The organism is Ruegeria sp. CDSB117, assembly GCF_059611005.1.
Window position 1 is genome coordinate 122,181 of the sequence record NZ_JBXWOS010000005.1, and the last position, 25,320, is coordinate 147,500.

The 25,320-nt window shown below is 54.6% G+C and carries 23 protein-coding genes; 16 read left to right on the forward strand and 7 right to left on the reverse strand.

The features are described 5' to 3' along the window. Positions 1–15 precede the first annotated feature (15 nt). The 6 genes from napG (at position 16) to AC2FJC_RS08075 (ending at position 5,782) form a co-directional block, all read left to right on the forward strand. The gene (gene napG / locus AC2FJC_RS08050) at positions 16–834 is read left to right on the forward strand and encodes a ferredoxin-type protein NapG (protein ID WP_496739087.1); all 819 of its coding nucleotides are present in this window, start codon (positions 16–18) and stop codon (positions 832–834) included. Next, positions 831–1,748 carry a quinol dehydrogenase ferredoxin subunit NapH gene (gene napH / locus AC2FJC_RS08055; RefSeq protein WP_496739088.1) on the forward strand — a complete coding sequence of 306 codons (918 nt, stop codon included), beginning with the start codon at positions 831–833 and terminating at the stop codon, positions 1,746–1,748. Before napG ends, napH begins: the two co-directional genes overlap by 4 nt. Positions 1,749–1,760: 12 nt before the next feature. Continuing rightward, complete coding sequence (locus AC2FJC_RS08060) at positions 1,761–2,198, forward strand: nitrate reductase cytochrome c-type subunit (protein ID WP_058272026.1); 438 nt, start codon at positions 1,761–1,763, stop codon at positions 2,196–2,198. 29 nt (positions 2,199–2,227) lie between these two features. Then, entirely contained in the window at positions 2,228–2,929 is a 702-nt protein-coding gene (locus tag AC2FJC_RS08065; RefSeq protein WP_058272027.1) for a NapC/NirT family cytochrome c, read from the forward strand. A 14-nt stretch (positions 2,930–2,943) separates the two neighbouring features. Then, on the forward strand, positions 2,944–3,201 hold the full coding sequence (locus AC2FJC_RS08070; protein ID WP_108859619.1) for a hypothetical protein: 258 nt from the start codon (positions 2,944–2,946) through the stop codon (positions 3,199–3,201). A 193-nt stretch (positions 3,202–3,394) separates the two neighbouring features. Next, positions 3,395–5,782, forward strand: coding sequence for a fatty acid cis/trans isomerase (locus AC2FJC_RS08075; protein ID WP_496739089.1), 2,388 nt, complete (start codon positions 3,395–3,397; stop codon positions 5,780–5,782). Positions 5,783–6,100: 318 nt separating this feature from the next. Here the strand turns inward: AC2FJC_RS08075 and AC2FJC_RS08080 are convergent, their stop codons facing one another. Continuing rightward, positions 6,101–6,709, reverse strand: coding sequence for a TetR/AcrR family transcriptional regulator (locus tag AC2FJC_RS08080; protein ID WP_496739090.1), 609 nt, complete (start codon positions 6,707–6,709; stop codon positions 6,101–6,103). 747 nt (positions 6,710–7,456) lie between these two features. Between AC2FJC_RS08080 and AC2FJC_RS08085 the strand changes: the two genes are divergently transcribed. The 7 genes from AC2FJC_RS08085 (at position 7,457) to AC2FJC_RS08115 (ending at position 15,156) form a co-directional block, all read left to right on the forward strand. After that, complete coding sequence (locus AC2FJC_RS08085; protein ID WP_496739091.1) at positions 7,457–8,521, forward strand: outer membrane protein transport protein; 1,065 nt, start codon at positions 7,457–7,459, stop codon at positions 8,519–8,521. Positions 8,522–8,729: 208 nt separating this feature from the next. Then, on the forward strand, positions 8,730–10,148 hold the full coding sequence (locus tag AC2FJC_RS08090) for an MFS transporter (protein WP_496739092.1): 1,419 nt from the start codon (positions 8,730–8,732) through the stop codon (positions 10,146–10,148). 170 nt (positions 10,149–10,318) lie between these two features. Then, positions 10,319–10,591, forward strand: a complete 273-nt coding sequence (locus AC2FJC_RS08095) for a hypothetical protein (protein WP_496734766.1) — start codon at positions 10,319–10,321, stop codon at positions 10,589–10,591. 18 nt (positions 10,592–10,609) lie between these two features. Next, complete coding sequence (locus AC2FJC_RS08100) at positions 10,610–11,041, forward strand: DUF2141 domain-containing protein (RefSeq protein WP_282119331.1); 432 nt, start codon at positions 10,610–10,612, stop codon at positions 11,039–11,041. A gap of 166 nt (positions 11,042–11,207) precedes the next feature. Beyond that, on the forward strand, positions 11,208–12,980 hold the full coding sequence (locus AC2FJC_RS08105) for a DUF1800 family protein (RefSeq protein WP_496739093.1): 1,773 nt from the start codon (positions 11,208–11,210) through the stop codon (positions 12,978–12,980). A gap of 4 nt (positions 12,981–12,984) precedes the next feature. Then, complete coding sequence (locus tag AC2FJC_RS08110) at positions 12,985–14,367, forward strand: DUF1501 domain-containing protein (protein WP_496739094.1); 1,383 nt, start codon at positions 12,985–12,987, stop codon at positions 14,365–14,367. 252 nt (positions 14,368–14,619) lie between these two features. Then, on the forward strand, positions 14,620–15,156 hold the full coding sequence (locus AC2FJC_RS08115; protein WP_496739095.1) for a TetR/AcrR family transcriptional regulator: 537 nt from the start codon (positions 14,620–14,622) through the stop codon (positions 15,154–15,156). 26 nt (positions 15,157–15,182) lie between these two features. Here the strand turns inward: AC2FJC_RS08115 and AC2FJC_RS08120 are convergent, their stop codons facing one another. The 3 genes from AC2FJC_RS08120 to AC2FJC_RS08130 form a co-directional block, all read right to left on the reverse strand. After that, a complete protein-coding gene (locus tag AC2FJC_RS08120; protein ID WP_496739096.1) occupies positions 15,183–16,244 on the reverse strand; it encodes a 2Fe-2S iron-sulfur cluster-binding protein in 1,062 nt (353 codons plus the stop codon). An 83-nt stretch (positions 16,245–16,327) separates the two neighbouring features. Next, positions 16,328–17,203: an ABC transporter six-transmembrane domain-containing protein gene (locus tag AC2FJC_RS08125; RefSeq protein WP_496739097.1), complete on the reverse strand. Its 876-nt coding sequence runs from the start codon at positions 17,201–17,203 to the stop codon at positions 16,328–16,330. Beyond that, positions 17,200–18,351: an aromatic ring-hydroxylating oxygenase subunit alpha gene (locus AC2FJC_RS08130; protein WP_496739098.1), complete on the reverse strand. Its 1,152-nt coding sequence runs from the start codon at positions 18,349–18,351 to the stop codon at positions 17,200–17,202. The genes AC2FJC_RS08125 and AC2FJC_RS08130 overlap by 4 nt, the downstream gene beginning before the upstream one ends. Positions 18,352–18,677: 326 nt before the next feature. On the opposite strand from AC2FJC_RS08130, the gene AC2FJC_RS08135 reads away from it, so the two are divergent. Both AC2FJC_RS08135 and AC2FJC_RS08140 read left to right on the forward strand, forming a co-directional pair. Then, on the forward strand, positions 18,678–19,856 hold the full coding sequence (locus AC2FJC_RS08135) for a patatin-like phospholipase family protein (protein ID WP_496739099.1): 1,179 nt from the start codon (positions 18,678–18,680) through the stop codon (positions 19,854–19,856). Positions 19,857–19,964: 108 nt separating this feature from the next. Then, the gene (locus AC2FJC_RS08140) at positions 19,965–20,876 is read left to right on the forward strand and encodes a LysR family transcriptional regulator (RefSeq protein ID WP_496739100.1); all 912 of its coding nucleotides are present in this window, start codon (positions 19,965–19,967) and stop codon (positions 20,874–20,876) included. A 28-nt stretch (positions 20,877–20,904) separates the two neighbouring features. On the opposite strand, the gene AC2FJC_RS08145 is transcribed toward AC2FJC_RS08140, so the two are convergent. Continuing rightward, entirely contained in the window at positions 20,905–21,483 is a 579-nt protein-coding gene (locus tag AC2FJC_RS08145) for a TetR/AcrR family transcriptional regulator (RefSeq protein WP_496739101.1), read from the reverse strand. Positions 21,484–21,676: 193 nt separating this feature from the next. Between AC2FJC_RS08145 and AC2FJC_RS08150 the strand changes: the two genes are divergently transcribed. Continuing rightward, positions 21,677–22,864 (forward strand): aromatic ring-hydroxylating oxygenase subunit alpha, encoded by a 1,188-nt coding sequence (locus AC2FJC_RS08150; protein WP_496721474.1) that lies wholly within the window; start codon positions 21,677–21,679, stop codon positions 22,862–22,864. Positions 22,865–23,038: 174 nt separating this feature from the next. Here AC2FJC_RS08150 and AC2FJC_RS08155 read toward each other — a convergent pair whose 3' ends face one another. Together AC2FJC_RS08155 and AC2FJC_RS08160 are read right to left on the reverse strand one after the other, a co-directional pair. Further along, positions 23,039–24,589 carry a class I adenylate-forming enzyme family protein gene (locus tag AC2FJC_RS08155; protein WP_496739102.1) on the reverse strand — a complete coding sequence of 517 codons (1,551 nt, stop codon included), beginning with the start codon at positions 24,587–24,589 and terminating at the stop codon, positions 23,039–23,041. A 120-nt stretch (positions 24,590–24,709) separates the two neighbouring features. Continuing rightward, positions 24,710–25,207 carry a flavin reductase family protein gene (locus AC2FJC_RS08160; RefSeq protein WP_109311127.1) on the reverse strand — a complete coding sequence of 166 codons (498 nt, stop codon included), beginning with the start codon at positions 25,205–25,207 and terminating at the stop codon, positions 24,710–24,712. Between the last annotated feature and the right edge of the window lie 113 nt (positions 25,208–25,320).

Genomic DNA, 25,320 nt, shown 5'->3' on the forward strand with positions numbered 1-25,320 from the left:
GCAAAGGCCGTCCCCATGCCCTTTGAAGGTAAACCTCTTTCGCCGCAACGGCGTCGCTTCCTGCAGGATGCGGCGCGTGCGTCGGGCGGTTGTGTGGTCGCCGGGTCATTGTTGGCATGGCTTGCCCGCGATGCCCGCGCGTTGCCGGCCGAAGCGTTGCGCCCCCCCGGCGCGCTACCGGAAGAGGCGTTTCTGTCCGCTTGCATTCGCTGCGGGCTTTGCGTGCGGGATTGCCCTTATGACACATTGAAACTGGCGGAATTGGGCGTGGATGCGGTTGCTACAGGGACGCCCTATTTCACAGCACGGGATGTGCCTTGTGAAATGTGTGACGACATCCCTTGCGTGGCCGCCTGCCCCACCGGTGCATTGAATCCGGCCCTCGACAATATTGATGATGCCAAGATGGGCGTTGCCGTCCTTGTCGATCAGGAGAACTGCCTGAACTTCCTCGGCCTGCGCTGCGATGTCTGCTATCGCGTCTGCCCCGTGATTGATGAGGCAATCACGCTGGAAACGGCCCATAACGAACGTTCAGGCCACCACGCAATGTTCATCCCAACCGTTCATGCGGACCACTGCACAGGCTGCGGCATGTGCGAGAAAAGCTGTGTTCTGCCCGAGGCCGCGATCAAGGTCCTGCCTGTGCGTCTGGCGCGCGGCAGCAGTGCCGATCACTACCGCAAAGGCTGGGAAGAGAAAGAGGCCAAAGGCGGTCCCCTTGTTGAAGGCCTCATCGATCTGCCGGACCGACTGCCCGGACCGGGCACCGACAACCTTGCCGCACCGGGCGGGTTCGCACCAGCATACGATTTGCCGGGGGTCGGACAATGAGTGCACGCACACATATGCCGGCCGGAATGGAGGCCATCGAAGAAAAAGGTTGGGTGCGCGCCCACAAATACCTGCTGCTGCGCCGCGCAAGCCAGTTGCTCTTTCTGGCGGTGTTTCTTCTAGGACCGTGGTTCGGCATCTGGATCGTTCAAGGCACGCTTGCGGGATCTTTGACACTGGGCGTGCTGCCGCTGACCGACCCGCTTATCCTGCTGCAAAGCGTGATCGCTGGGCATTGGCCGGAATTGACGGCCCTGATCGGCGGAGTGATCGTTCTCACCGCTTACGCTCTGATTGGTGGGCGCGTCTATTGTTCATGGGTTTGTCCGATCAACCCAGTCACCGACGCAGCCAACTGGTTGCACAGACGTTTGGACCTGCCGAAAGGCTGGCAGCCCAAGCGCAGCACCCGCCTTTGGATATTGGCCACCGTCCTAATCGTCTCGGGCGCTACAGGCATGATCGCATGGGAGCTGGTCAACCCGATCACCATGCTGCATCGCGGGCTGATTTTCGGCGCGGGGTTCGCGTGGGCCATGATCATTGCCATCTTCGTGTTCGACCTGTTCGTTTCGCGCCACGGCTGGTGCGGTCACATCTGTCCGGTTGGCGCATTTTACGGCCTGATTGGTGCCAAAGGTTTGCTGCGGGTCAGCGCCTCAAATCGCGCAGCCTGCGATGATTGCATGGATTGCTATGCCGTTTGCCCAGAAAATCAGGTCATATCTCCTGCGCTGAAGGGTAAGTCGGGTTCCACACCACTGATCCTTTCCCCTGACTGCACCACCTGCGGTCGTTGCATCGACGTGTGCGCCGTCGACGTCTTCAAATTTACTCACCGGTTCGACGACAAGATCGCCGCACCTACCGATCCAGTTCCCGCGCCCGATCCGCGCGCAGCCAGACCTATCTGAGGGAGTGCCAAGATGAACAAGCCAACCCGAACAGGCCTTACAGCCCTTATCCCCGTTTTGCTTTTGGGCGGATTCGCCCTTGCGCAATCAGCTCAGGTAGAAACCCTGCGGGGTGCCGATGTGGATGAACTGATCCCCTTGGAACAGATCCACAAGAACGTCGAAGGGCGCATGCAGCGCAACTATCGCCAACAACCGCCGCTGATCCCGCACTCAGTCGAGCAATATCAGATCGACACGCGCACAAATCAGTGCCTGTCCTGCCACGACTGGACCAAAGCCGGCGAACGCAACGCCCCGACATTGTCGATGACTCACTATCTGGATCGCGATGGCAACGAGTTGGATCACATCGCAGGCACCCGTTATTTCTGCAACCAATGCCACGTGCCACAAGCAGACGCACCGCCATTGGTTGACAACGTCTTTCAACCGTCCTCGGGCAATTAATCCAACGCAAGAAAGAAAGGAGCACCAACATGGCAGACTCTCCTGAAAAACGCGGGTGGATTGGCCGCATCTGGAACTGGATCTGGACCCCGGCGGTTGCCTTTAGCTCGGGTTTTCTGATCCTTGCAGGCTTTCTGGCTGGTATCCTGTTCTGGGGCGGCTTCCACTGGACGCTTGAGCTGACGAATACCGAGGAGTTCTGTACTTCGTGCCATACGATGGAGACCAATCTGGGCGAGTATCGTGAGACGATCCACTACAACAACCACTCCGGTGTGCGGGCCATCTGTTCTGATTGCCATGTGCCGCATGAATGGAACCACAAGATCAAAGCCAAGATCATGGCGGTCAAGGACGTCTATCACGAACTGGCAGGCACGATCAGTACGCCCGAGAAATACGAAGAGCATCGTCTGAGCATGGCGACCGCCGTCTGGAAGAAGATGAAGGCCTCAGACAGTCGCGAATGCCGGAATTGCCACAACTTCGACTATATGGATTTCACGTTGCAGGAAACGCGCGCTGCCTCTGAGCACCAACGCGCCATTGATGAAAACATGACCTGTATCGATTGCCACCAGGGCATCGCCCATAGCCTGCCGCCCGGCTATCAGGAGCGGTATCAGGAAGTGACCGAAACTCTGGCCAGCAAAGCGCAGGGTTCGTTGCAACAACAGGCCGCAGCTGACGGCGATGACATCAAATCATTCCTGAGTACTCGGGCAGACTGAAAAAGGGACGCGACATGCTGGAAATTCTGGGAACAATCGGGGCCAACGTCATCAGTCTGCCGGGTATCCTTGGGCTGGCCCTTGGAATGATGACTCGCCGCGTTTGGCTGGGTGCATTGATGGGGGGCATTGTCGGGGTGTTGGCGACCTTCGTTTTCGCCCATGGTTCATTTGCCGCGGTCGATACATTCGAGCTGTTGATTGCTATTGGCATTGGCCTTTGCGCCGGTAGCGTGGGATCGGCCATACGCATCAAGGGCGCAACGGTCTGACATTATTGGCGAACTAAGCTCCCAATAAATCTACTTTGCCGCATGTGAAACTGCGGCAAACAACCCAGCGTTGCCTCAACGTAAAAGTTCAGGAAACGCGACAAACGATATCAATTCAGTAGTATAAACCTGTTAGGGCCTATGGGCTTTGCGTGATGGTCAATAAAATCAAACCATTCAGACGGGGGCATCTATGCTGCGAACATTACAAGATTGGTGTTTTATCACCCGTGTTTTAGCGGCTTCGATTGCATTTTTGGTTGCTGATCAGGGTTTGGCCCAGTCAGATGCAGCAGCGCCCGGCGCGACCATTGACGACAAGCTGGAAAATGCGGACTGGGCCAACGTGCAGGATATCCTGAACCACCGCTGCGTGGTCTGTCACAGTTGCTACGACGCGCCCTGCCAACTCAAGCTGACATCCCCTGCCGGCCTTTTGCGCGGTGCCAGTAAAGAGGCGGTTTACCACTCCGAACGACTAAAAGATGCGCAACCAACGCGGCTTGGAATCGACGCGCACACAATTCCTGGGTGGCGGGATCTTGGGTTCTTTTCCGTTCTTCCGTCATCCGAGGTGACCGGCGCGGGTGGATCGGTGTTAGAGCGCTCTCTTAACCTCGGCAGGCAAGCCCGTTTGACGGCTAACGCACCTGTCCCAACCCAACTTGGTTTGTCGATTGATCGCCCCTTGACCTGCCCTACAACGCAGGAATTCGACGCCTTCAGCACGGCAAACCCAAGGGCGGGAATGCCCTACGCCACGGCCCCACTGAGTGAACAAGAATACCAGACCCTCATGTCATGGCTTAAAAATGGTGCGCCCTTGCCATCGGCCACACCACAAATCCCTCAGGACATTCAGGATCAGATCACAAATTGGGAGGCCTTTCTGAACGCGCCCGACCTGCGCCATCAATTGATGAGCAGATATGTATACGAACATCTGTTTCTGGCGCGTCTCCATTTTCCATCCGACAATCCAAGACTGTTTTTTCAGCTGGTGCGGTCCGCCAGCCCGCCAGGATCAAAGATTGAGATCATCGCGACACGCCGTCCCTTCGATAGTCCCGGCGCAGGGCCGTTCTATTATCGCCTGCAGGCATTCGACGAAACAATCGTGCACAAAGATCATCTGGTCTATAGTTTTGGTCCGGATCGTCTGGCGCGATACCAGCAGCTATTCCTTGATCCGGCCTGGTCCGTCACCGAGTTGCCTGCGTACGGAGAAGACGAAGGCGGCAACCCGTTCAGCACCTTTGCCAACATACCGGCCCGCAGCCGTTATCAGTTTCTCTTGGACGACGCATTGTTCTATGTGCGCAGCTTCATCCGCGGACCGGTCTGTCACGGCGAAACCGCTGTCGACGTGATTGAAGACCGGTTCTGGGTCAGTTTCCTTGATCCGGATGCCGATCTGTCCGTCACAGAACCCAGCTTTTTGGCGGACGGGGCGGCCTTTCTGGAATTGCCGGTGAGTACTGCAGATATAGGGTTCTTGGGGGACATTCAGGGAATGTCCCATGAAAACCAGATTAAGTATCTTGAGTTCCGGGATGCCCGATATCGCAACAGCGCGGCGCACAAAAACGGGTTTGGATATGACGCAATCTGGGATGGCGAGGGCACCAATCCCCAGGCGCTGATTACCGTGTTCCGGCATTTCGACAATGCCTCTGCCATGACCGGGTTCCACGGCGGCATCCCCGAAACCGCATGGGTTATCGATTATCCGGTGTTCGAACGTATCTATTACGACTTGGTCGCAGGTTTTGATGTCTTCGGTCGCCTCGAGCACCAGCTTTCAACCCGGTTATACATGGATGAGTTACGGATGGAGAGTGAGGACACTTTCCTGAACTTCATGCCGCGCGGCGACAGGCAAAGGATGCATAAAACCTGGTACCAAGGAGCTATGGCCGAGCTGCACACCTATTGGCACCGGCGTCGTGCCGATGACAGTTTTCCGACTGGCATAGATTTTGGAACGGACAAGCCAAAGCAGGAATTCCTTCTGGAACTTCTAAATCGCGGCAACGGTCTTTGGGCCCTCGAGGACACGATCAACAGATGCAAAGGTGCCGACTGTTCGAATGGCAATTCAGAAGTTGTGGACGACTTGCGGGCGCTCGCGGATCAAACCGGCGATTGGGTCAGGTATCTGTCAGATGTTTCCCTGCTTTTGGTGGACAACGAAAATGGTTCCACGTCTCTCTATTCGCTGCTCCACGACAAGGCCCATTATAATGTGGCGTTCCTGTTTGAAGAAAAAGATCGCAGGAATCCGCAAGCCGACGTGCTGACCATCCTGCCAGGGGTGATCGGAAGTTATCCAAATTTCTACTTTCGACTTCAGGAAGCCCAGCTGGCGTCCTTTGTAACCGACCTCAAATCAGTGCGGTCGCAGGCCGATTGGCTCGATTTCGTAGCCACTTATGGCCTGCGCAGGACAAGCCCGGGTTTCTGGGAAACCAGCGATCAGGTGATGACCATGTTTCTGGCAAGCGACCCCATTCAGGCAGGCGTGCTGGACCTGAACCGGTATAAGGACCCTCGATCCGATAGCAATCCTGAAAACAACTAAGTCTGCCCATTGAAACAGGGTCACCATATCATTCGCACTCTCTCAACGCGACGCAGAAAGAAAGCCTAATACCTGTGCCAAGTTATCGGGCCAAACTGAAGTAGCGGTAAGCACAGCAAACGCGGTTGCTGCGGCAGTTTTAAAAGCCAATGCGGCCTCATTTGCTTTATTTTCTGTCATGACAATATATTGTATGCAAGAGCTCGATCTGCCCCAGATAATCGGCGGGAAACCTTGTCTGCAACCCCAACGAAATCAGAGTGAAAATACGCCCGGGCAAGCGAATAGCAAGATGGCGGAGTATTGGTCTGCACCTTACTATTCACCCGTCAGGTAACCTATAATGCGTTTTAGGCGCCGCGCGATGTCCTCAGCGGTGATTGGCATCCCGGCTATGCTTTGCTGGATGTAATACCGATAGGCGCCGTCCAGCATCACATAAATTTCCACACCTCGCACATCATCGACAGCAAATTTTTTTCCGAGCTCATCACAAATTGCGACAAACCGGGCCTCGACGTCAGCAACTCGCGGCCTGAGCTGGCCATCGAACATAGCCTGATTGCGGATGTCATACCAAAGCCTGTGCAGGTGCGCATAGTTAACGATCGAATAGGCAAACAGCTCGATATATGCGCTGCGTGCCTCGCGAGGGTTGAGTTCTGCATCCAGAATCTCGTTCAGCTGTGACGTGAACTTGTCGACCGACAGATCTACGCAATACAACAGCAACCCCTCTTTTTCGGGAAAATAATACTGTATTTTGCCTAGTGATACGCCGGTCGAGGCCGCAATGTCCCGCAAGGTGGTGTTGGCGTATCCAGCCCGCGCAATTGTCGCAATCGCGTTCTCGGCAAGTTCACGTCGCTTCTGTTCTCGGTTTCTGTCGCGCTGTTTGGCCCGATTCTCTGTCAAATTTTGCGTCATCCGCCTTTCCTAGCGCAAATCCCGCAAAAGTGTGAGCGGAACACTAGTGTTTGTGAGAATTGGATCAAAGCCCTGAAAATACAACGTTTGCCACGAAATAATATTCCAATTCAAACGTACAATACAAACGTATTGAAAAGATGTCAGCTATGTGCAACAAATAACTGTCAGACTCGACAAACAAATAGCCAGCAGGCAAGCAACAGGGGCAGTTCCATGACCAATCCACGATACATTCTGGTAGTTGGTAGGGTTCGCGCAGAACAGTTGTTCCGCAACCCTGCGCAGACCCAAGAGGAACGCGCCAATCAAAACATCTAAGCAACGAGGAGGTGTCACCCCGGGGCTACTCGCAACGCAATAATTAGACCAAAAACCCGGCCTAAGACTGGGCTGCAAAAAACGACAGGGACTATGAAAAAACGCGCAATCGGCTTGTTAGCCGAACCAATTGGTATTGCCTGCTGCAAAACGGCCCGCTTCAGAGGCGCGGCGTTGCATTCAGACGGAAGACCACATTCCCGCATCGCATGCAATTGCGACGGCCACACGCTGCGCGCCTCCCTACTGCACCGCAAACAGTTCCACAGGCCAGAAATGCAACCATTTGAAGACACATCATTCGATGGATGCACGACCATGCGCAAACCACGGCGCTTTCAACAGGCCGAAGCGCCCTTGCGCCACGGTCATATCAGATCCCCTCGGCACAATTAAAGAAACAAAGCCGAGGAAAGGGAGGGAAGAATGAAGAAAATCGCAACATTGGCATTGGGCGCGGGCTTGATTTCAGGCCCAGCATTTGCTGGCGGAATCGAGGGGTTTCCGTCGGCAAACCGGTTCCTTTTTGAGCAGGGCCGATATGTCGAGATCACCGGAGGATGGGCCGATTCAAAAACCGAAGGCACTGAATTCGGCCAACCGACCGGTGACGTCACACCCAGCATCAGCGGCCTGTCCCTGGCTTACAAACAGGACGTAGGCGACAAATGGGCAGTCGCAATCCACGGCTTCAACTCCGTCAACTATAAGCTACTGTACCCAACCGGTACGGGTGCTCCGTCTGCTGGCACCAACGTCCGGTATCGCGGCACTGAAGTCGCGCTTATGGCGCGGTACAAGTTCAATGAAAATTTTAGTGCCTTTGCTGGGGTGCGCTTTGAAAAGTTAAACGACTTCAGCGGCGCGTTGATCAATCCTTCACTTAGCTACTCGCTGGACTCCGAAGGGGATTTCAATCCTGGCTTCCTCGTGGGTGCTGCGTATGAGATCCCGTCGCTCGCGTTTCGCGCTGACCTGACATACTACTCGGAGATCAAACACGATCTGGACGGCGTCGAACAGTTGCAACCTCTTGCTCCAGCTGACGTGACCACGCAACTTACCACTCCTCAGACAGTCGCCCTGAACGTACAAAGTGCAATCAGCGGCCCTTGGGGCGCCTTTGGGTCGGTCCGTTGGAGAAACTGGGATGACGTCAGCGTGGAGTCTCCGGCCCTCGGCGGTCCGCTTGCGGAATTCGCGGAAAACTCGATCGATTACCAAATTGGCGTCGGATATTTGCTGAACCCGAAGTGGTATTTCTACGGCATTCTATCCCGGTCGCAACCTGAAGGCGGTTTTGTTGGCTTTGACTATGAAGGCGGCGGCAAAGGTATCACGCTTGGTGCCGTCCACTCGATTGGTCAGACCCGAATTCTGGTTGATGTCACATATGGCACGCTTGGCGATGTGAACGAACCTGACGCGGGCCTACAGATCCGGGATGTTTCCGGAACCGCTGTACGTGTGAGCCTATCGCATAACTTCTGATCAAGCACCCGACCGCGTCCGCGGTCGGGATTGACACTCCACTACGCGAATGGCCGCTGCTAGTTGCCTGTTGCTTCGGCGGTCATTTGCTTCTCAACCACGGTCGTTAGGCACCTTTGTCTAACACCTTTGACAAAAAACGATCCTTGTGATCTGCTTTGAGTGATCGATCACTCACCGTCTTGCTGCAAGAAGATCCGGAGGAAAAATGAATACCAGTACTGAAAGCCCGCCGGTCGGCATGCAGCTATTTTACGGGGTAGGCGGCATAGCCAACGGCATCTTGTCGAACGGGCTGAGCTTTTTCCTGCTTATCTACTACAATCTGGTCATCGGTCTTCCGGCCGAGACGGTGGGGTTTGCCCTTTTCATTGCTCTGATGTTCGACGCTGTGTCCGATCCTGTTGTCGGTTACTTGTCGGATAACACACGTTCTCGGGTCGGCAAGCGCCACCCGTTCATCTACGCGGCGATTATACCTGTCGCGCTCCTTTTCTGGTTAATTTGGAACCCACCTGCAGCACTGACCTCAGAGACCCAGCTGTTCTGGTTCCTGCTGATCACAACGATCCTTCTGCGGACGGCGATGACGTTGTTTGACGTTCCACACAACGCGATGGTGCCAGAGTTGACCAAGGACTATGGCGGAAGAACCATGTTGTCTGGCCTCAAGGTCTCGGTCACCTGGATTGCCGGTCAGGTCATGGTCATCGCGATGTATGTGATCTGGTTGGTTCCGACCGACACGATGCCTTACGGCATCCTCAACCAGGCCGGCTATCAGGAAGCAGGCCTTGTCGGTGCAATCCTCATAGCGCTGGCTATCACTGTCACCGCCTTGGGCACGCGCAAATGGCAGAATAGAATGCTGGATATTTCGCATGTGGCGACCTACAGCATCTCTGGATTTTTCAGACAGTTTTTCGCGGCGTTCAAGCTGCCTGCATTACTTGCCATCTTTGTCAGCTCGGCGGTTTTCGCGGTGGGCGCTGGGATCGGAGCAGCTTTGTGGACCTACCTGACCTCGTTCTTTTGGGAGCTGAACAATGACCAAATAGCTCTGATCCTGATGGCCAACCTGATCGGCGCTTTGATAGCGGGCGTAACCCTGAAACCTATTGCACGATCCGGCGACAAGAAATCGAGCGCCATATACTTGTCGATCCTCTCGGCAATTGTCGGTGTCGCCCCTTACGTGCTGCGTGAAATCGGGTTCTTCCCTGCAAATGGCACCGAGCTTCTGATCTGGTTGCTGTTTGTTCACGGCATTCTGCAAATCATCCTGATTGTCTGGACCACATCTCTGCTGACGTCGATGACCGCGGACGTCGTTGAATTGGGTATCAGCCAGAACGGTTTCCAAAACGAAGGGATCATCACATCGGTCATCACATTCGTGCTTAAGGCGGGCACGGCTGGCGGGTTAGCGATCTCCGGAATGTTTCTGGCATATGTTGGCTTTCCGGAGGCGCCAGACCAATCGAACCTGACCCCCGAGGTCACACGTGCACTGGGATGGAACTATGCCTGCCTTAGCCTCTTCATATACATGGCCTCGATTGTTGCCCTGATGTTCTACCGGTTGGACAAGGCGCAGTTCGACCAGCTTCAGGCAATCCATGACTAAAGAGTTGGCACGTCGCCCGCGTGGACAGAACTTCAACTGATCTGCAATGGCGGCAAGCCAGAATGTTACACACCCTCTTCAAAGCCACGCAGTTTTGTGAGGCATAGGTATCCCTTCGTCGTGCCCACTTTGATGCGGGCACAAACCCAGAAAATAGATAGAGAAGTTCAATGCAATACCTCAAATCCCACCCTTTTTCCTGGATCATCTTCTTATGCTTGCTGTTGGCAACATGGTTTCAGATCTACGCAATCTGGGGGCTGCTGTTCATGTGGTGGGCCGCCTCATCCTTCATGACAGGCCAAGCCTTTTTGATTGAGACAATCGACAGCCAGGAAAACCCGCCGCTTTTCTATGCCATTACGATCATGTGGTTCGCCTTCGGGCTGCTTTACGTCGTGCAGGATCTCGCATGGCGTCTGTTTGGAATTTACATCGGTTAACTGTTCAGGAGAAACTCAATGACCAAAACTGCATTCATCGCTGGCCTTATGGCACTTGCAGCATCTCAGGCGGCGGCCGGGGATATACAGATCGATATCTCTGGTGTCGATGCTGGACGCGGAGGCGTCATTCATATCCTGGCCTTTGACGATAAGACCGCGTTCGACCAAAGCCAGATGGCGAAAATCGTAGGCTACGCGAAGATCCCCGCCTCAGGTAGCACAGTTTCCGGCACGCTCGAGAACCAGAAACCCGGACAGCTTGCGATCATGATACACCACGACCAGAACGACAACGGCCAGTTCGAGATGAAAGGGCCGATCCCGCAAGAAGGTTGGGCATATTCCAAGGGCGCGGGCGTCAGATCTTTGCCGGCGTTCGAAGACGCGGCGATTGAATACGATGGCAATACCTCATCGCTTGGTTTGAAAATGAATTACGCAAACTAAAGCTACCTTACAAATTTGACCCCAACTGCCCCGGAAACGGGGCATTTTTTTTGCGGATATCGAATTCTTCGGGTTGAAACGGCGGGGCTAAGTTTTATTTTGTCTCATATGACAGTTTATGCCAATCCCAGTTACTGTCGTCAGATCTAAAGGACCGCCATCCACCATGAAGTCATCCTTGGAAGACACCAGTCGATTCTTGATGCAGGCCACGCTTGGGGCCGATCAGAAGTTACTGCATCAGGTTAGCAAGACCGGCCCGGAACGCTGGTTGGATGATCAGCTGAACGCCTCGATCGGTAACAAAGGGCCGTTCGAAAAGTCCACTCGCAAGATTTGGAAGAGCTTCCGAAAGCGCCTAAAACGCGCGCATGGCGAATGGGCGATCAACGGCGACGGCAACAACCCCGCCCTGCCCTATAAATGGTATTTCCACATGGCCTGGTGGAACCACACCCTGACGCAACGCGACGACCTGCTGCGTCAGCGTGTTGCGCAGGCACTGTCCGAGATCCTGGTCATCTCGGACGCGTCATCGTTGGAGCTGGATGCCATCGGGATGGCGAATTACTATGACCTGCTTTATAAGCACGCGTTCGGCAGTTATTCAGACCTTCTGTACGATGTGTCGATGCACCCGATGATGGGTATCTACCTGTCGCATATGACCAATCAAAAGGCGAACGAGGCCAAGAACACCCATCCGGATGAAAACTATGCGCGTGAGATCATGCAGCTGTTTTCGATTGGCTTGTTCGAGCTGAACCCCGATGGCACGGAAAAACTGGATGCCAGTGGGGATCCGATCCCGACCTATGACAATCGCGACATCAAGGAACTGGCTCGGGTCTTCACCGGCTTGCTGCCCGCAGCCTATGAATACGAGTGGAACACGTCGTTCTGGGAAGACAGCTATAATGGTTATCCAGTTCAGTTCGATGATGGGGTCGAAAAGGCCTATAAGACAGTGCCCTTCATTGACGCGACCAAACCGATGATCGTGGAAGAAGCCTTTCACGACCGCGGCGCAAAATCCCTGCTGAACGGTCGTCTGACCTTGCCCGGCGATCAGTCCGGCCCGAAAGAAATTCGTTCGACCATCGACCAACTGGTTGCCCACCCTACGACCGCGCCGTTCATCGCAACCCATCTGATCAACCGGCTGGTCACATCCAATCCCTCGCCCGCCTATGTCGAAGCGGTGTCGCAGGCATTTGGCTCAAACGGAGATCTGAAAAGCGCGGTTCGCACAATCCTGACCTACCCATTGACCAATGAGGTTGCCGCTAAACGTCTTCCTTCGGCATACAAATCCCCGACAAAAGTAGTTCAGTCCCAAAAGCTAAAATCGCCCCTGCATCGCGTCACGCAGGTTCTGCTTGCGTTTGGAGCGCATAACCAGACCGGCAAGCTGTGGCTGCTGGGTGATGACATTCAAGAGGCGCTGCAGATGCATCCACTGTCCGCGCCCACTGTGTTCAATTTCTACAAACCCGATTTCACCCCTCATGGCGCATTGCAGAAGATGGGCCTTCGCGCTCCCGAGTTTGAGCTGCACACGGCCGCGACCTCGGTCGCTTATGTCAACAGCATCTACTACTGGTTCTTTGGCGGCTACTTGCCGCTGGTTTCGACGCAAATCGGCGCGGGTCCCGAGCAGATGATGGTGATGGAGTTTGACCCTGATACACTATGGGCCAATTCCAAGAACGCGCTGCGTTTCGAATTGAGCGAAGAGATCGAAATCGTAAAGAACCGAGGCCGTCATGATGAGCTGATAGATCGGATTTCGGTCCTATTGACCGGTCGGACTGATGCCGAAGTGCGCAAACGGATCAAGCAGGCTTATGTGCAGTATGCGGACAATCCCGAATGGGTGGTACAGACCATCGCGTTCATGATTGCCGTTTCCCCAGAATTCACCGTGCAGGAGGCCTGAGCCCATGCTGACCAAATCCTTTACGCGACGGCAGTTTTTGGCCTCGACCGGTGTTGCCGCAACTGGCGCAATGATGGGTGCCGCCCTGCCCGGTTTGGCCCAGGCTGGGTCTGGAATGATCAAGCCCGCCCGCAGGGCGCTTGTTTTTGTTATGTTGGATGGCGGCAATGACAGCTTCAACATGCTGGTACCAAATGACAAAATCGCGCACGGCCAATACTCGGAAACGCGGGCCAATCTTGCCCTTTCGCGAGGTGAGTTGCTGGACTTGGATGCGCCCAAAGATCGGTTGGGCCGCAGCTTTGGCCTGCACCCGTCGATGCCCGAAGTGGCCGAGTTGTTCGATCAAAGGCGCCTCTCTTTTGTCGCCAATGTTGGGCCTTTGGTCGAACAGGTCCGGAAAGAGCAGTTCTATGACGGCTCGGCCGCACTCCCCCTGGGACTGCTGAGCCACGCGGACCAGTTCAAACACTGGCAAACCTCGCGCCCGGATCTGCGTGTGAACGACGGATGGTTCGGGTTCTTTGCTGATGACCTACAGCCCTCAAAATCGGCGCACGAGATCGGAATGAACATCTCTTTGGCCGGAAACAACATTGCGCAGAACGGCACGATCGACTTGCCATATTCAATCACAGACAAGGGCAGCGTCGGTCTATACGTAAAAGAAGAGAAAAGCCCGCTCAACGATCTGCTTTTGGACAGTTTCAACCGAATGATGAATGCCGATCAAAACGGCGATCCCTTCCGCGAGACATATCTGAACCTGACCCGCGACGCGCAGTCCAAACACGAGACGTTCAAATCCGCGACCCGTGGGATCAAGATACCCCGGTCCTTCCCATCCTCGGACCTTGCACAACAATTGCGCATGGTCGCCAAAACGATTGCCGCCTCGAACCGGCTGGGTCACGAGCAGCAAACGTTTTTTGTGCGCTATATTGGCTGGGACCATCATGATGAGCTGTTGGCGAACCATGCCCGTATGCTGCGCGTATTGTCCGAAGCGTTGGGAGCGTTTCAGGCAACGCTTGACGATATGGGCTTGGCGGATCGTGTTGTGACGTTCACGGGATCAGATTTTGGCCGGACGCTGACGTCGAATGGCAACGGCACGGATCATGGTTGGGGGGGCAATACCCTGGTTATAGGCAATGCTGTCAAAGGCGGGCAGATTCTGGGGGATTACCCCGAACTTGGCCTGGCCAGCGACAACGCGCTTGATGTGGGCGACGGCGTTTTGATCCCAACGACCTCAACCGATCAACTTTATGCTGACCTGTCTCTTTGGTTTGGTGTGCAACCGTCGGCATTGAACACTCTGTTCCCAAATCTTAACAGATTTGCGGATGTGGCGGGCGGAGAAAGGCTTGGGCTTTTCACCTAGACCCACCGCCCCAAAACACTACGCCCTACTGGGACGCTTGAACATCGCTTGCGTTAGATTGCCTGCTGGAACGACGGACGATTGCTCAGAAAACGTTGAAGAGCGGTAGACATTTCGGAATTAAATTGACTGTCAGTCTTGACAGCCAATCTCGACTAAGATATCTCTAAAATTCCGTTCCTACGTAAGGGTCATCGCATGGGTCGCCCCTCTGTACAAGATCAACGAAAAAAAGAAGTCCTCGATGCATTTATGTCGTGCGTCGTTCGCTACGGCGTCGAAGGGGCCACACTTGAACATATCGCGGCACAAGCCGGGCTTAAGCGCCCGCTGATCCGCCATCATCTTGGCAACCGCAAAGCAATGGTTTTGGCGCTAGGTGAGCATGTCGTCGAAACGTTCAGCAAACAGACCGAAACATTGCGCGTTGCGCTGGCCGAGAATCCCGATGTCCGCAATCTGATCGAGGCCCTGTTCAACTCTGACGGTGAGATGGATCCCCGGATCAACATTTGTTATCAGGCGCTCGTCAACTCGATTGAGATTTATCCAGAACTTCGCAAACCGTTGCTGGAATCGATGGAGGCCTTTTACAAGGTCGCGATAGATATCGTTCTTGGCTCACACCCAAAAGCCGACAAACAAGCCTGCGAGATCGTCGCGCACGGAATCATAAACCTTTTTATCACCACGGATGCTTTCATTCCGCTTAAACCTCCGAAAACATGGGGTTATTCGTCCTATTTCGCTGCGCTGAAATTGGCTGAAACATTGGAAGAAAAAACCTGACAGCGACTGCCTGGCCAACGGCCGGGTTAATCGTAACTAACCGCAAGCTTGTATGTCGTGGCAACCGCCTGGCAGGACAGCACGGCACCTTTCGAGATCTCATTATCATCCAAAGCGGTTCGTGCCCGCATATGAACCGAACCCTTTTTCACCTTACACCGGCACGCCCCACAGACCCCAGACTGGCAGGAATATGGCGGCTCCAACCCCGCCTGTTGAGCAGCTTGTAAGATCGTCTGACCAGATGCCATCTGAACCGATTGTCGCTGACCGTTCAGCGTTATGTCCACAACAGCATCAACGCCCTTGATACTGTCATCGGTCTCTTGCGCGCCGCCGTAGCTTTCCATGTGAATCCGATTGGCGGGCACATCCAAAGACATAAGCGCGTCTTTGACCGCTTTGTTCATCCCGCCGGGACCACAGATGTAGTACTGGGCATTCTGGGCATAAGGCGGATTTTCTGTAATCAGCGCCTCAATCGCATCTTTGTCGATGACACCCCTGCGCCAATAGACGAAACTAGACCACATTGAAGGCTTGGACAGAAGGTTATGCACCGTCAGGCGTTCCGGAGACGTCTGCTGGTATTCGGCAAACTTGTCTTTGAACAGGATACTGTCCGCATTCGCATTGCCATAGGCCAGATGTGCAACCGACCACGGTTCGGCCAATAGCACAGACTTAAGCATGGAATACAATGGGGTGATACCGCTGCCCGCCCCAAAGAAGTAGTGTGTGCGCCGTTCCTCCGGGTCTGTATCCAGACAAAAACTACCAAATGGCGGCATGACGTCGATCACATCACCCTTTTGAACCGTATCGTTGATATGGTTGCTGACGAGCCCCTTTTTCACCCGTTTGACGGTGATACGCAGCGGATCGCCTGAAACAGGCGAAGACGAGATCGAATAGCTTCTGCGCACGTCTTCACCCTTGATCCAAAAGCGAAGGGTCAGGTGCTGACCGGCACGCCAGGCAAAGTCTTTGGCCAGACGTGGCGGCACGTCAAACATGACGGATTTGGCCTGCCCGCCGATCTCACTACGCGTTTCAAGCACCTCAAGCGGGTGAAAAACTCTGGTCATTTGAGCCTCCGAAATTCGTGCCGTGCGAAAGGGCAGGATGTGTGATGATACCCGATATGGGACGGGTGTTTGAATTGAACGGTTTAGGCATTGGCGCCCTGTTTCGATGCCGGTGCGTTGATCCGCTCGGTGATCTCGGACAAGCGCGCGAGGCTTTGCAGGACCATCGGTAAAATCACGACCGATTGCACAAACTCGAACGAATAGGTGACAACCGAGAAGATCTGCCCTGCCGTCGCCCCGCTTTGCGTCGCCGCAAACCACAGGTTGAAGGCCAGCATGCTGAGCAAGACAGCAAAAATCGCAGCATAGACAAGTGCCTCGGAATCCGACAACCGAACCTCATGCGTGCGCAATCGGAACAAGTGCTGGCCGATCTTTTTCAGATCCATGCTTTGCAACGCAGTCACCTGTCTTTCTGACTGGTGGTTCAACAGCCCATTCAGGCGGAAGAAGCGACGCGAAAACAGGGTAAAGATGATCAGGATAATCACAGCAGCGGCCCCTGCGGCGGTGGCAAGTGCCCCGTGAAAGGACATCAGAATACCAACCGAGACCAGAACCTGCACGACTGCACCCATCGATTCAGGGGCCTCATTCTCCAGAAAATCAACCAACTCGCGGGCCATCAGTACCCGCGCATTTAGCACCGAGACCTCGCGCCCCGCATCCCGTTTGGCCTGCGCCTTACCCAATTCGACGCGGATCGTGCCATATGCCCGCGTGTCGTAAACACGCCGCAACGTCGACACAACCAGCAGCACTGCCATCGCAACACCGAAATGGATGAACGACGTGTAGTCCCCATTCGACAGGCCGTCGATCGAATAGCCGATCAACAGGGGAAGGAAGATAAACAACCCCGTTTCAACCAGGGTCAGACCCCAGGTCGTTACGATTTTTGTGCGGAAGACCCGCAGCAAGGTCGCAATCGACAACCGGTCGTCGGGGTTGATCATTCTTCTTGCAACCAATCGCGAACGACCCTTTGGTGTTGAACCACGGGGCTTTCCCCAACGGCGGCTGGACCAACTTCGAAATAAGGCGAGGTCAGGGATTTCTGTTGCTGTTCACAGGCATAGATGTCCTCTTGCGTGAAATCGCCCGAGGCCATCGGATCGTTTTCATCATACGCATCATCACCTTCATATTTGCCTTTGATGCCAAAATTGTTCCAGAAGGACGCCGACCGGGTGGCCTGTTTCGAAAACTCCCAGCCCGAGGCATTGGAAACACGCGTCCGGTTCAGAATCCGCGTCCTGTCCGGAGCAAGCGGGGTAATGATAAAGACGTTCCACACGTCCTCGGACGCGCCAATTCCGACCCCTGGAAACAGCATCGGCACCCATGCACCATTCTGATCTTCGGGAACGACCCGCGGCATCTGAAGCTTTTTGTTCTGATCTTTGGCGAACTCTTCGACCGGCGGCTCCCAAAAGATGTAGTGCGGCCCGTACCAACCATATTGCGCATTGGCGTGGTCATACATTTGTAGGGTGTTCGAATGCAGGTGGCTCAGATGGTAGACGTCGATGTAGTTCTCGACAACGATCTTCCAATTGGCCTTGATTTCATAGGTGTTCGAGGTGTCCTCGTGTTCCACCAGCTCTTCAGGCACGTGTGGTCCGACCTTATCGTCCACGTCACCGAACCATTTCATGATCGACCCTGCGTTCGGGTCGGGATGCACAAACAACATACCTTTCCAGATATCGACCGAAGCAGGTTTCAGGCCAAGGCAGGATTTGTCGACGGACTTATATTCGCGATGCTCATCCGGGACTGAGATCAGGTTGCCCTCAAGATCATAGGTCCAGTCGTGATAGGGGCAGGTCAGCGCTTTTTGGGTCTTTCCCACAGCGCGGATCAATTGGGTGCCCCGATGTCTGCAGATATTGTGGAAGGCCCGCAGCCTGCGATCCCTCCCCATGACGATGAACAAGTTGTTCAATCCCGCCTGAACCGAAAGATAATGGCCTGGCTCGGGCAAATCTTCCATAAAGCCAGCAAAACGCCATGTTTTTGAGAATATCTCTCGCTTTTCACGGTCGAACCACTCCTGCGATGTATAAGCTTCTGCGGGTAACTCATGGTACATTTGTGGCATGCTGTCCCCTCCTAGGGCCGTCGTCTTCACGGTTGGCAAGCTAAACGTTTTGACCTCAGCAACAGTGTTTAACACAGGCCCGATCTTACGGTGCTTTGAAACGAAATAGGCAAACAGCAATCAACTGTCAATGGTGACAATTTAAAGAATGAGATCGGCCGAATCGAGTAAGCGCATTATTGCAATGTCTGCCGTTTCGATCGGTGTCATCTCGCACAAGACCTAACGATACAACCAGATTTAGGCACCTGCGGAGATTTGGCACTCAACAAAATATGTTTGGCACTATACAGAGCGGCACCACTTTCAAGACGGACAATTCACCGATGCCCTCACTCAAGATTTACGTCAATTTCGTTCTCTTGCTGATGCTAACCGCCTGTGCCGGCAGCTATGATCGTTCAGCACTTACACCGACGTCCGAAAATTACGAGACCTTTCTGCCGGTTGGCACAACCCCGGACAGCCGGTATTTCGAAGATGATAGCCGCGACCGTCTGGCAACTCTCAATGCGGAAATGCACAAGACGCTAGCACAGGTTCCAAGGGGGCAAGGCCTGAACATTCTTGCGCTATCGGGCGGCGGCCAGCACGGCGCTTTTGGGGCCGGCGTTATAAATGGTTGGACCGACAAGGGCACCCGCCCGTCCTTTGATGTGGTCACTGGAATCTCCACTGGCGCGCTGATCGCGCCTTTTGCGTTCCTCGGTCCGGATTATGACAGCCGCCTGAAGCGGTTCTATACCGAAACCGCGACCCGGGATGTCGTGCGATTGGACGTTTCGGGTGCCGTCTTTGGGCGCGGTTTTCTGACCAAAGCAACGCCACTGAAAGCGGCAATCAAGCTAGAACTGACCGACGATCTGATCCGCGAGATCGCGGAGCAGCACAGATTGGGCCGCCAGCTTTTGATCGGCACCACCAACATCGATGCGGAACGTCCGGTGCTGTGGAACATCGGGGCGATCGCCCAAACCGACACGCCGGGCGCGCGGGATCTCATCCGGGACGTAATTCTGGCCTCGGCCTCGATACCTGTCGTGTTTCAACCCGTTACAATCAAGGTGACCAATGGCGAAGTACAACGCGAAGAACTGCATGTGGATGGCGGCCTAACCCGCGAGATTTTTGCCTACCCATATGACTTGCAGATGCGTCAGCTGTTGCGGGACGCAGGGCTGAGCAATCAAAAAAACCGCATTTGGCTGATCCACAATAAAACGCTGGAACCGAGTTTCGATCCGTTGCCCGGAAATGCAACCGCTGTGGCTAACCGCGCGTTCGAAATGCTGATCCGTTCGCAAAGCCTTGGCAATATCGAAAGCATCCTGACCCTCGCGAACCGGGACGGGTTTCAAGCCAACATCACCTATATCCCCAAGGAATTTCAAAGAAAACCGCAGGAACCCTTCGACCCCGAATACATGACCGACCTGTTTGCGATCGGTTATTGGGCCGGACAACATAAGGAAGGGTGGATCTATGATGCGCAGGAGTGGCAGTGACGAGGATTTGAGGCCCGAACACTTACTGAAGCAGACATTCAACAAGATGTTTGAACAAATCGCAAATAACTGCAAGATAACGGGGCAATTCATGAGCAGACCGCATAGATGGTAACGCCACGCCGCCTTTTCCCCTCAATCTCATCACTCCGCGCCCTTGAAGCGCTGGATCGCTTAGGCTCGGCTTCTGCGGTCGCTGATGAGCTTGCCCTGACCCAAAGCGCCGTCAGCCGGCAATTGCAAACATTGGAAGCACAGCTAGGTGTCGATCTGATCCGCCGGGACCGCAAACGCCTGCTGCTGACCCCGGTTGCACAGGAATATGTAGCCGAGGTCCGGCAAGGTTTGAACCAGATCGCTCAGGCCTCGTTAAAGCTGCACGTGGCTCCTATTGGTGGCACCTTGAACCTTGCGATCTTGCCGACGTTCGGAATGCGGTGGCTGGTGCCCAGATTGCCGGAATTTGCCCGCATGCATCCGGAAATAACCATCAACATGTCGACACGCCTGCGTCCGTTTAGCTTTACCTCTGAACCCTTCGACGCAGCGCTGCATTTTGGTGAACCCGATTGGCCCGGCACGGATCGGCTGTTGCTGCGCGTGGAAAGTGTATTGCCGGTTTGCGCGCCATCCTTGCTGCCCAAAGGCGCGCCGTCATCACCGCGAGATCTGCTGAAACTCCCATTGCTGCACATCCAGACCCGGCCCCATGCCTGGCAAGAATGGTTCAGCCATATGGGGACAAGCCATCCCGACGCGTTGCCCGGAACGATTTACGATCAATACACAACGATCAATCAGGCGGCGGTTCACGGTCTCGGCGTTGCGTTACTGCCAAATTATTTGATCGAACAGGACCTCGCGACAGGCAAACTGATCGCAGCCTTTCCGGACGCAGTCGAGATGATGGGCGCCTACTATCTTGTTTGGCCAAAAACCAAGTCGGACGATCCGTCGCTGCGCAGCTTTCGTCACTGGCTGTCAACGCAGGCCCAAACTGAAGAGGGTCTGCCGCGCTGACGGTGTCGAATGCGACCCGACTTGGCAATTACAAAGTTTCCGTCAGCAATGAAGCCGCCCGCTTCAATTCAGTACGCCAATTTGACGGCGCATCAAGTGCGGCCAGTGAATCGAGGGACAGGAAGATCGTTGAAATGCCCTGCGCCACGGCCCTGACCCGTTCTGGTGTAGCGTCGGGCGACACGCGACCAAGGAACTTCTCAAGAACCGCCACAAAACGTGCCAAGACTTCCAGCAACGGCTCGGCAAGTTCGGGATGATCCCCGACTGATGCGGATAACCCCTGCCACGCAGCAGCAAGCCGTGGGTCGATCTCTTCATCTTCGGCAAATAGGATTTCCAAGAGCTGATCGCCTGTTTCGATCTGCGTAAGATGACAGTCCAACTCCAATGTAAGCTCGTTGAACGCGTCTGCGACATGCTGATTTAGCGCTGCAATCATCTGGTCACGATTGCCAAGGTAGTGCCGCAACAATGGTCGCTTCACGCCAGCCTCGGTCGCGACACGCTCTTGGGTGGCGCCATCAAGCCCGTACCGGGCCACGCAGGTCATATAGGCATCAAGGATTTCTTCTGACCGTTGCGTTTTTAAGCTCGGGCGCGGCATGGCGTTTCCAGTCCCTTCATCGGGCTCCGGACAAGAGCCCAAGAAATCTTGATTAGCCGCTGTTTTTGCGGCCAATTTCTTCCAATTCGTCGATTTTAGTGAACGATCACTTTTTATTGACATATGGCACATTTCTGGTTACCTGTCAACGATGACAATAATGAAAACCTAGCAGCCATTTGTGAGATCATTCATGCAACAGCCAAACCAAATGCCAGAGGTCGCCACCCAGGAATTGCCACCCGAAGCCTATACATCAGATGAATGGCTGGCACAGGAAAACAAAAAGCTGTTTTCGCGCAGCTGGGTGTTTGCTGGCGTCGAGTCAAAGGTTGCCAATGCGGGCGATTACATGACGGCCAAGGCAGGGCACTTTACCCTGGTCGTAATCCGTGGAAACGATGGCGAACTGCGTGCGTTCCACAACATTTGCCGCCATCGCGGAACCGAACTGCTGGACCATGGCTGCGGAAATGCGGGCAAGACGATCGTGTGCCCCTATCACTCGTGGACTTTTGGCCTGGATGGCGCGCTGCGTGGTATCCCTGACCAGCAAGCCTGTTTCCCGGACATCAACAAAAAAGAAAACGGCCTGCACAGGGCTTCGGTCGCGGTGTTCAAGGGCATTGTGTTTGTCAATCCCGAACCCGATCAGGACTTGTCAGAATGGCTCAGCGGATTGGAAGATGTCGTCTGGCCGCACGACATCACCAGCCCTGAACTGATATCTTACGGTGAACCTGTAACCTATGAAATGCAGTGCAACTGGAAAGTGTTCTTCGAGAACGCGATCGACGGATACCACCTGGCCTATCTGCACAAGAACACACTGGGCGGCCCAACTCAGGACAAGAACATCTGGGACCCTTATGGCGACAATCAGGTTTGGTACTCGACTGAAAACGAAACCGTGCGTTCGCGTGTTCCGAATTTCGTGTCAACGCGCATGGACAAATGGAACGCGAAGAAAATCCCACATGCTGAGAAAGAAGGCTATGGCGGCGTCTACATGTTGTTCCCGACAACACTGATCGTGGCAAGCCCGTGGTCCTTCTCGATATCCGTGATGGAGCCTGTAAGCGCCGGTGTGACACGGTTGCATGCTTATGTCTGGGCCGCAAAATCATGGATGTCGAGCCGCGGATCCGTCAAGGATATCCCCGGCTATGACAAAGTATCCGGCATGATCAAAAGTTCGCACTGGAAGGTGCATCCGCTGGAAACACAAGACTTCCAGACTGAAGATGTGTATGTCGTCGAAAAAATGCAGCGTGCGATGATGTCCCCCAAATACGTGGTTGGCAAAATGGCCGCTGGTCCGGGGGCTGAATCTCCGCTGACCTACTTTCAGAGATCGGTTCTGCGCCACATGGAAGCGTAGATACACAAGGCAAGCGACAGAGATTTCACTAGGTCGCTTGCCCAACCAGATCGCCTGCTTCATTTGAGGTGGGCCATTGAAACGACGAGGCTTGACCGCATTTCAACGATCAAGCCTCACACTGTTTTTCGAACTATCATTCCCTGACCAAGAGCATTCGGTCAGGAAGGACGCTCAGGCGGCGCCGCTTTGATCGTCGCGGCTGCAAATCTCGATGATTTCGCGCTTTTGAATCTTGCCGGTCGGTCCTTTGGGCAATGCGTCCCAAATCTCGATATCTTTAGGGATCTTGAAGTTGGCAATCTTACCCCGGCAGTACTCACGCAGTTCCGCGCCACTAACAGCGGTATCCGAGTTCAGGGTGACAACGGCATGAATCCGATCCCCCCATTTCGGATCGGGCAGGCCGAACACACTGACTTCGTCGACGGCATCATGTTCAGCCAGACAGTTTTCGACCTCAACCGGGAACACGTTATATCCGCCGGACTTGATGCGGAATTTCGCCCGGTCCTTGAGATGCACGTAACCTTCGCCATCGATCACAGCAATATCCCCGGTATACAGCCAACCATCGCGGACGGTTTCCGAATACTCCACCGCTTGGTTCCAATAGCCCGGTATCACATAGGGCGAGTGTATCAGCAGCTCACCCGCCTCACCGCTGGGAAGGTCATCGCCCTGCTCATCCACAACACGGACGTCCACGTAGTAAAGTGGTCGACCCGCGCTTTCCAGACAGTTGTGCCCGTCTTTCAAAGCGCGTTCGTGATCGGTTGCGGTCAGCATCATGCCCATGCCCATCAGCTCGGTCGTGCCAAACATCTGCAAGAACTTGCACCCGAAAGCCTTGAGAGCATCGCGCACTGTCGCGGGTGGAATTGGCGCAGACCCATACCCCAATTGCCGGATCGACGAGCAATTGTATTGCGTAATCAGGCCGGAAGACAGCAGGTCGTTCAGCATTGTCGGCACCAGAACGCAGATCGTCGCCTGCTCACCGTCAATAAGCTTAAGCGCCGTTTCAGCATCCCATTCGCCAACAATCGCGCATTTGGTACCGTGGAACATGTTACGCAGTAGGTGAATGATCGGAACACCCGATGCCGGCATCGCGTGCAGCCAGACATCGTCCGGACCCGCACCTTCAGTCAGCGCGATTACACCCATTGACTCGATCATCAACGCGTGAGGATAGATCGCACCTTTCGGCAAACCGGTTGAACCAGTGGTGTAGCAGATCATCAATTGCTCATGTGGGGTTTGGGTGAAGGCCCCGCGATCAGATGCTGATGCGATCAGGGTTTCATAATCCCGCTCCAGCGCATGCTGGGCACCGACACCCACCAGCACGGGCTGGCGCTTGCTGAAGGACAACGCCTCTTGGGCAATTGCAACTTTCGTGTCCTGCACGATCAGAACATCCAAGCCCGCGTCGTCAATCAGCGCGCCGATTTCGCGCGGGGCGAGGCGATAGTTCAAACCCACTCGAATCGCACCGGCCTTGGCACAAGCGCCGATGGTTTCTGCGACCTCGATGCAGTCGGGTAGGATCACGCCGACCCTGTCACCCTTGCGGACATCCAGCAACCGCAACGCATGCGCCAACGCATCTGTTCGCTGGCCTAACTCGCGCCAACTGCGACGGCGGTCCAGTTCCACATAAGCATCTTGATCCCCAAAGCGGTCTGCGTTTCGGTCGATCAGCTGTCCAAGCGTCGGCATTGGTGTCTCCTCCCGGGCATCATCACGGCAAATTATTAGTTACGTGATGGTCGTTTTTAGTGGCGGTTTTTGGTGGTGTAAGGCGTGCGGAGTCAGGTGAAAATTCACTTTGACCCTACATCAGCCTTCCAGCGGTGTGAGTTTGTGAAATCCCTTGCGCCCATAAATAAGCGCCGACTTTTCCGGGTTCAGGTGAACTTCTTTCACCATACCGAAGAACACCGCATGTGTCTTCGTATTTGCCCAGTTGTCGACCACGCATTCAAAGGACACGACGGACTCTTTCAAAACAGGCAGACCTAGATCTCCTTTGATCCATGTCCCGGCTGCCTGGAACTGTTGTTCCTTGTCCATTTTTGACGAAAAGGCACCGACAACCTCGGTCATGTCATCAGGTATGAGGTTTACGGCAAACTTTCGGCTGTCCATCACGACGCCATATGTTCGCGCTGTTCGGTTGATGCAAACCAACAAAGCTGGCGGATCGGCCGTTAGCGAACATACCGCCGTCGCCGCCATCCCGGCGCGCGAATCTTCGAATTCTGAAGTGATGATGGTCGTTGAGGCCGCCAGCAACTGCATGCCGGTCTTGAACCTGTCTTCTGTGGTCAGGGTCATACTGCGCTCTTGCTAATTAGTGAACGATCACTTACCTTCCACATCGCCGGATAAATGTCAACGCAGACTTCGCAGCCCGGCGGCAAAGAAACGAAACCCGACCCTTGTGACCA

Coding starts and splice junctions, on each gene's coding strand:
- napG (WP_496739087.1), top strand. CDS start 16: ATGCCCTTTGAAGGTAAACCTCTTTCGCCGCAACGGCGTCGCTTCCTG.
- napH (WP_496739088.1), top strand. CDS start 831: ATGAGTGCACGCACACATATGCCGGCCGGAATGGAGGCCATCGAAGAA.
- AC2FJC_RS08060 (WP_058272026.1), top strand. CDS start 1,761: ATGAACAAGCCAACCCGAACAGGCCTTACAGCCCTTATCCCCGTTTTG.
- AC2FJC_RS08065 (WP_058272027.1), top strand. CDS start 2,228: ATGGCAGACTCTCCTGAAAAACGCGGGTGGATTGGCCGCATCTGGAAC.
- AC2FJC_RS08070 (WP_108859619.1), top strand. CDS start 2,944: ATGCTGGAAATTCTGGGAACAATCGGGGCCAACGTCATCAGTCTGCCG.
- AC2FJC_RS08075 (WP_496739089.1), top strand. CDS start 3,395: ATGCTGCGAACATTACAAGATTGGTGTTTTATCACCCGTGTTTTAGCG.
- AC2FJC_RS08080 (WP_496739090.1), bottom strand. CDS start 6,709: ATGACGCAAAATTTGACAGAGAATCGGGCCAAACAGCGCGACAGAAAC.
- AC2FJC_RS08085 (WP_496739091.1), top strand. CDS start 7,457: ATGAAGAAAATCGCAACATTGGCATTGGGCGCGGGCTTGATTTCAGGC.
- AC2FJC_RS08090 (WP_496739092.1), top strand. CDS start 8,730: ATGAATACCAGTACTGAAAGCCCGCCGGTCGGCATGCAGCTATTTTAC.
- AC2FJC_RS08095 (WP_496734766.1), top strand. CDS start 10,319: ATGCAATACCTCAAATCCCACCCTTTTTCCTGGATCATCTTCTTATGC.
- AC2FJC_RS08100 (WP_282119331.1), top strand. CDS start 10,610: ATGACCAAAACTGCATTCATCGCTGGCCTTATGGCACTTGCAGCATCT.
- AC2FJC_RS08105 (WP_496739093.1), top strand. CDS start 11,208: ATGAAGTCATCCTTGGAAGACACCAGTCGATTCTTGATGCAGGCCACG.
- AC2FJC_RS08110 (WP_496739094.1), top strand. CDS start 12,985: ATGCTGACCAAATCCTTTACGCGACGGCAGTTTTTGGCCTCGACCGGT.
- AC2FJC_RS08115 (WP_496739095.1), top strand. CDS start 14,620: ATGTCGTGCGTCGTTCGCTACGGCGTCGAAGGGGCCACACTTGAACAT.
- AC2FJC_RS08120 (WP_496739096.1), bottom strand. CDS start 16,244: ATGACCAGAGTTTTTCACCCGCTTGAGGTGCTTGAAACGCGTAGTGAG.
- AC2FJC_RS08125 (WP_496739097.1), bottom strand. CDS start 17,203: ATGATCAACCCCGACGACCGGTTGTCGATTGCGACCTTGCTGCGGGTC.
- AC2FJC_RS08130 (WP_496739098.1), bottom strand. CDS start 18,351: ATGCCACAAATGTACCATGAGTTACCCGCAGAAGCTTATACATCGCAG.
- AC2FJC_RS08135 (WP_496739099.1), top strand. CDS start 18,678: ATGCCCTCACTCAAGATTTACGTCAATTTCGTTCTCTTGCTGATGCTA.
- AC2FJC_RS08140 (WP_496739100.1), top strand. CDS start 19,965: ATGGTAACGCCACGCCGCCTTTTCCCCTCAATCTCATCACTCCGCGCC.
- AC2FJC_RS08145 (WP_496739101.1), bottom strand. CDS start 21,483: ATGCCGCGCCCGAGCTTAAAAACGCAACGGTCAGAAGAAATCCTTGAT.
- AC2FJC_RS08150 (WP_496721474.1), top strand. CDS start 21,677: ATGCAACAGCCAAACCAAATGCCAGAGGTCGCCACCCAGGAATTGCCA.
- AC2FJC_RS08155 (WP_496739102.1), bottom strand. CDS start 24,589: ATGCCGACGCTTGGACAGCTGATCGACCGAAACGCAGACCGCTTTGGG.
- AC2FJC_RS08160 (WP_109311127.1), bottom strand. CDS start 25,207: ATGACCCTGACCACAGAAGACAGGTTCAAGACCGGCATGCAGTTGCTG.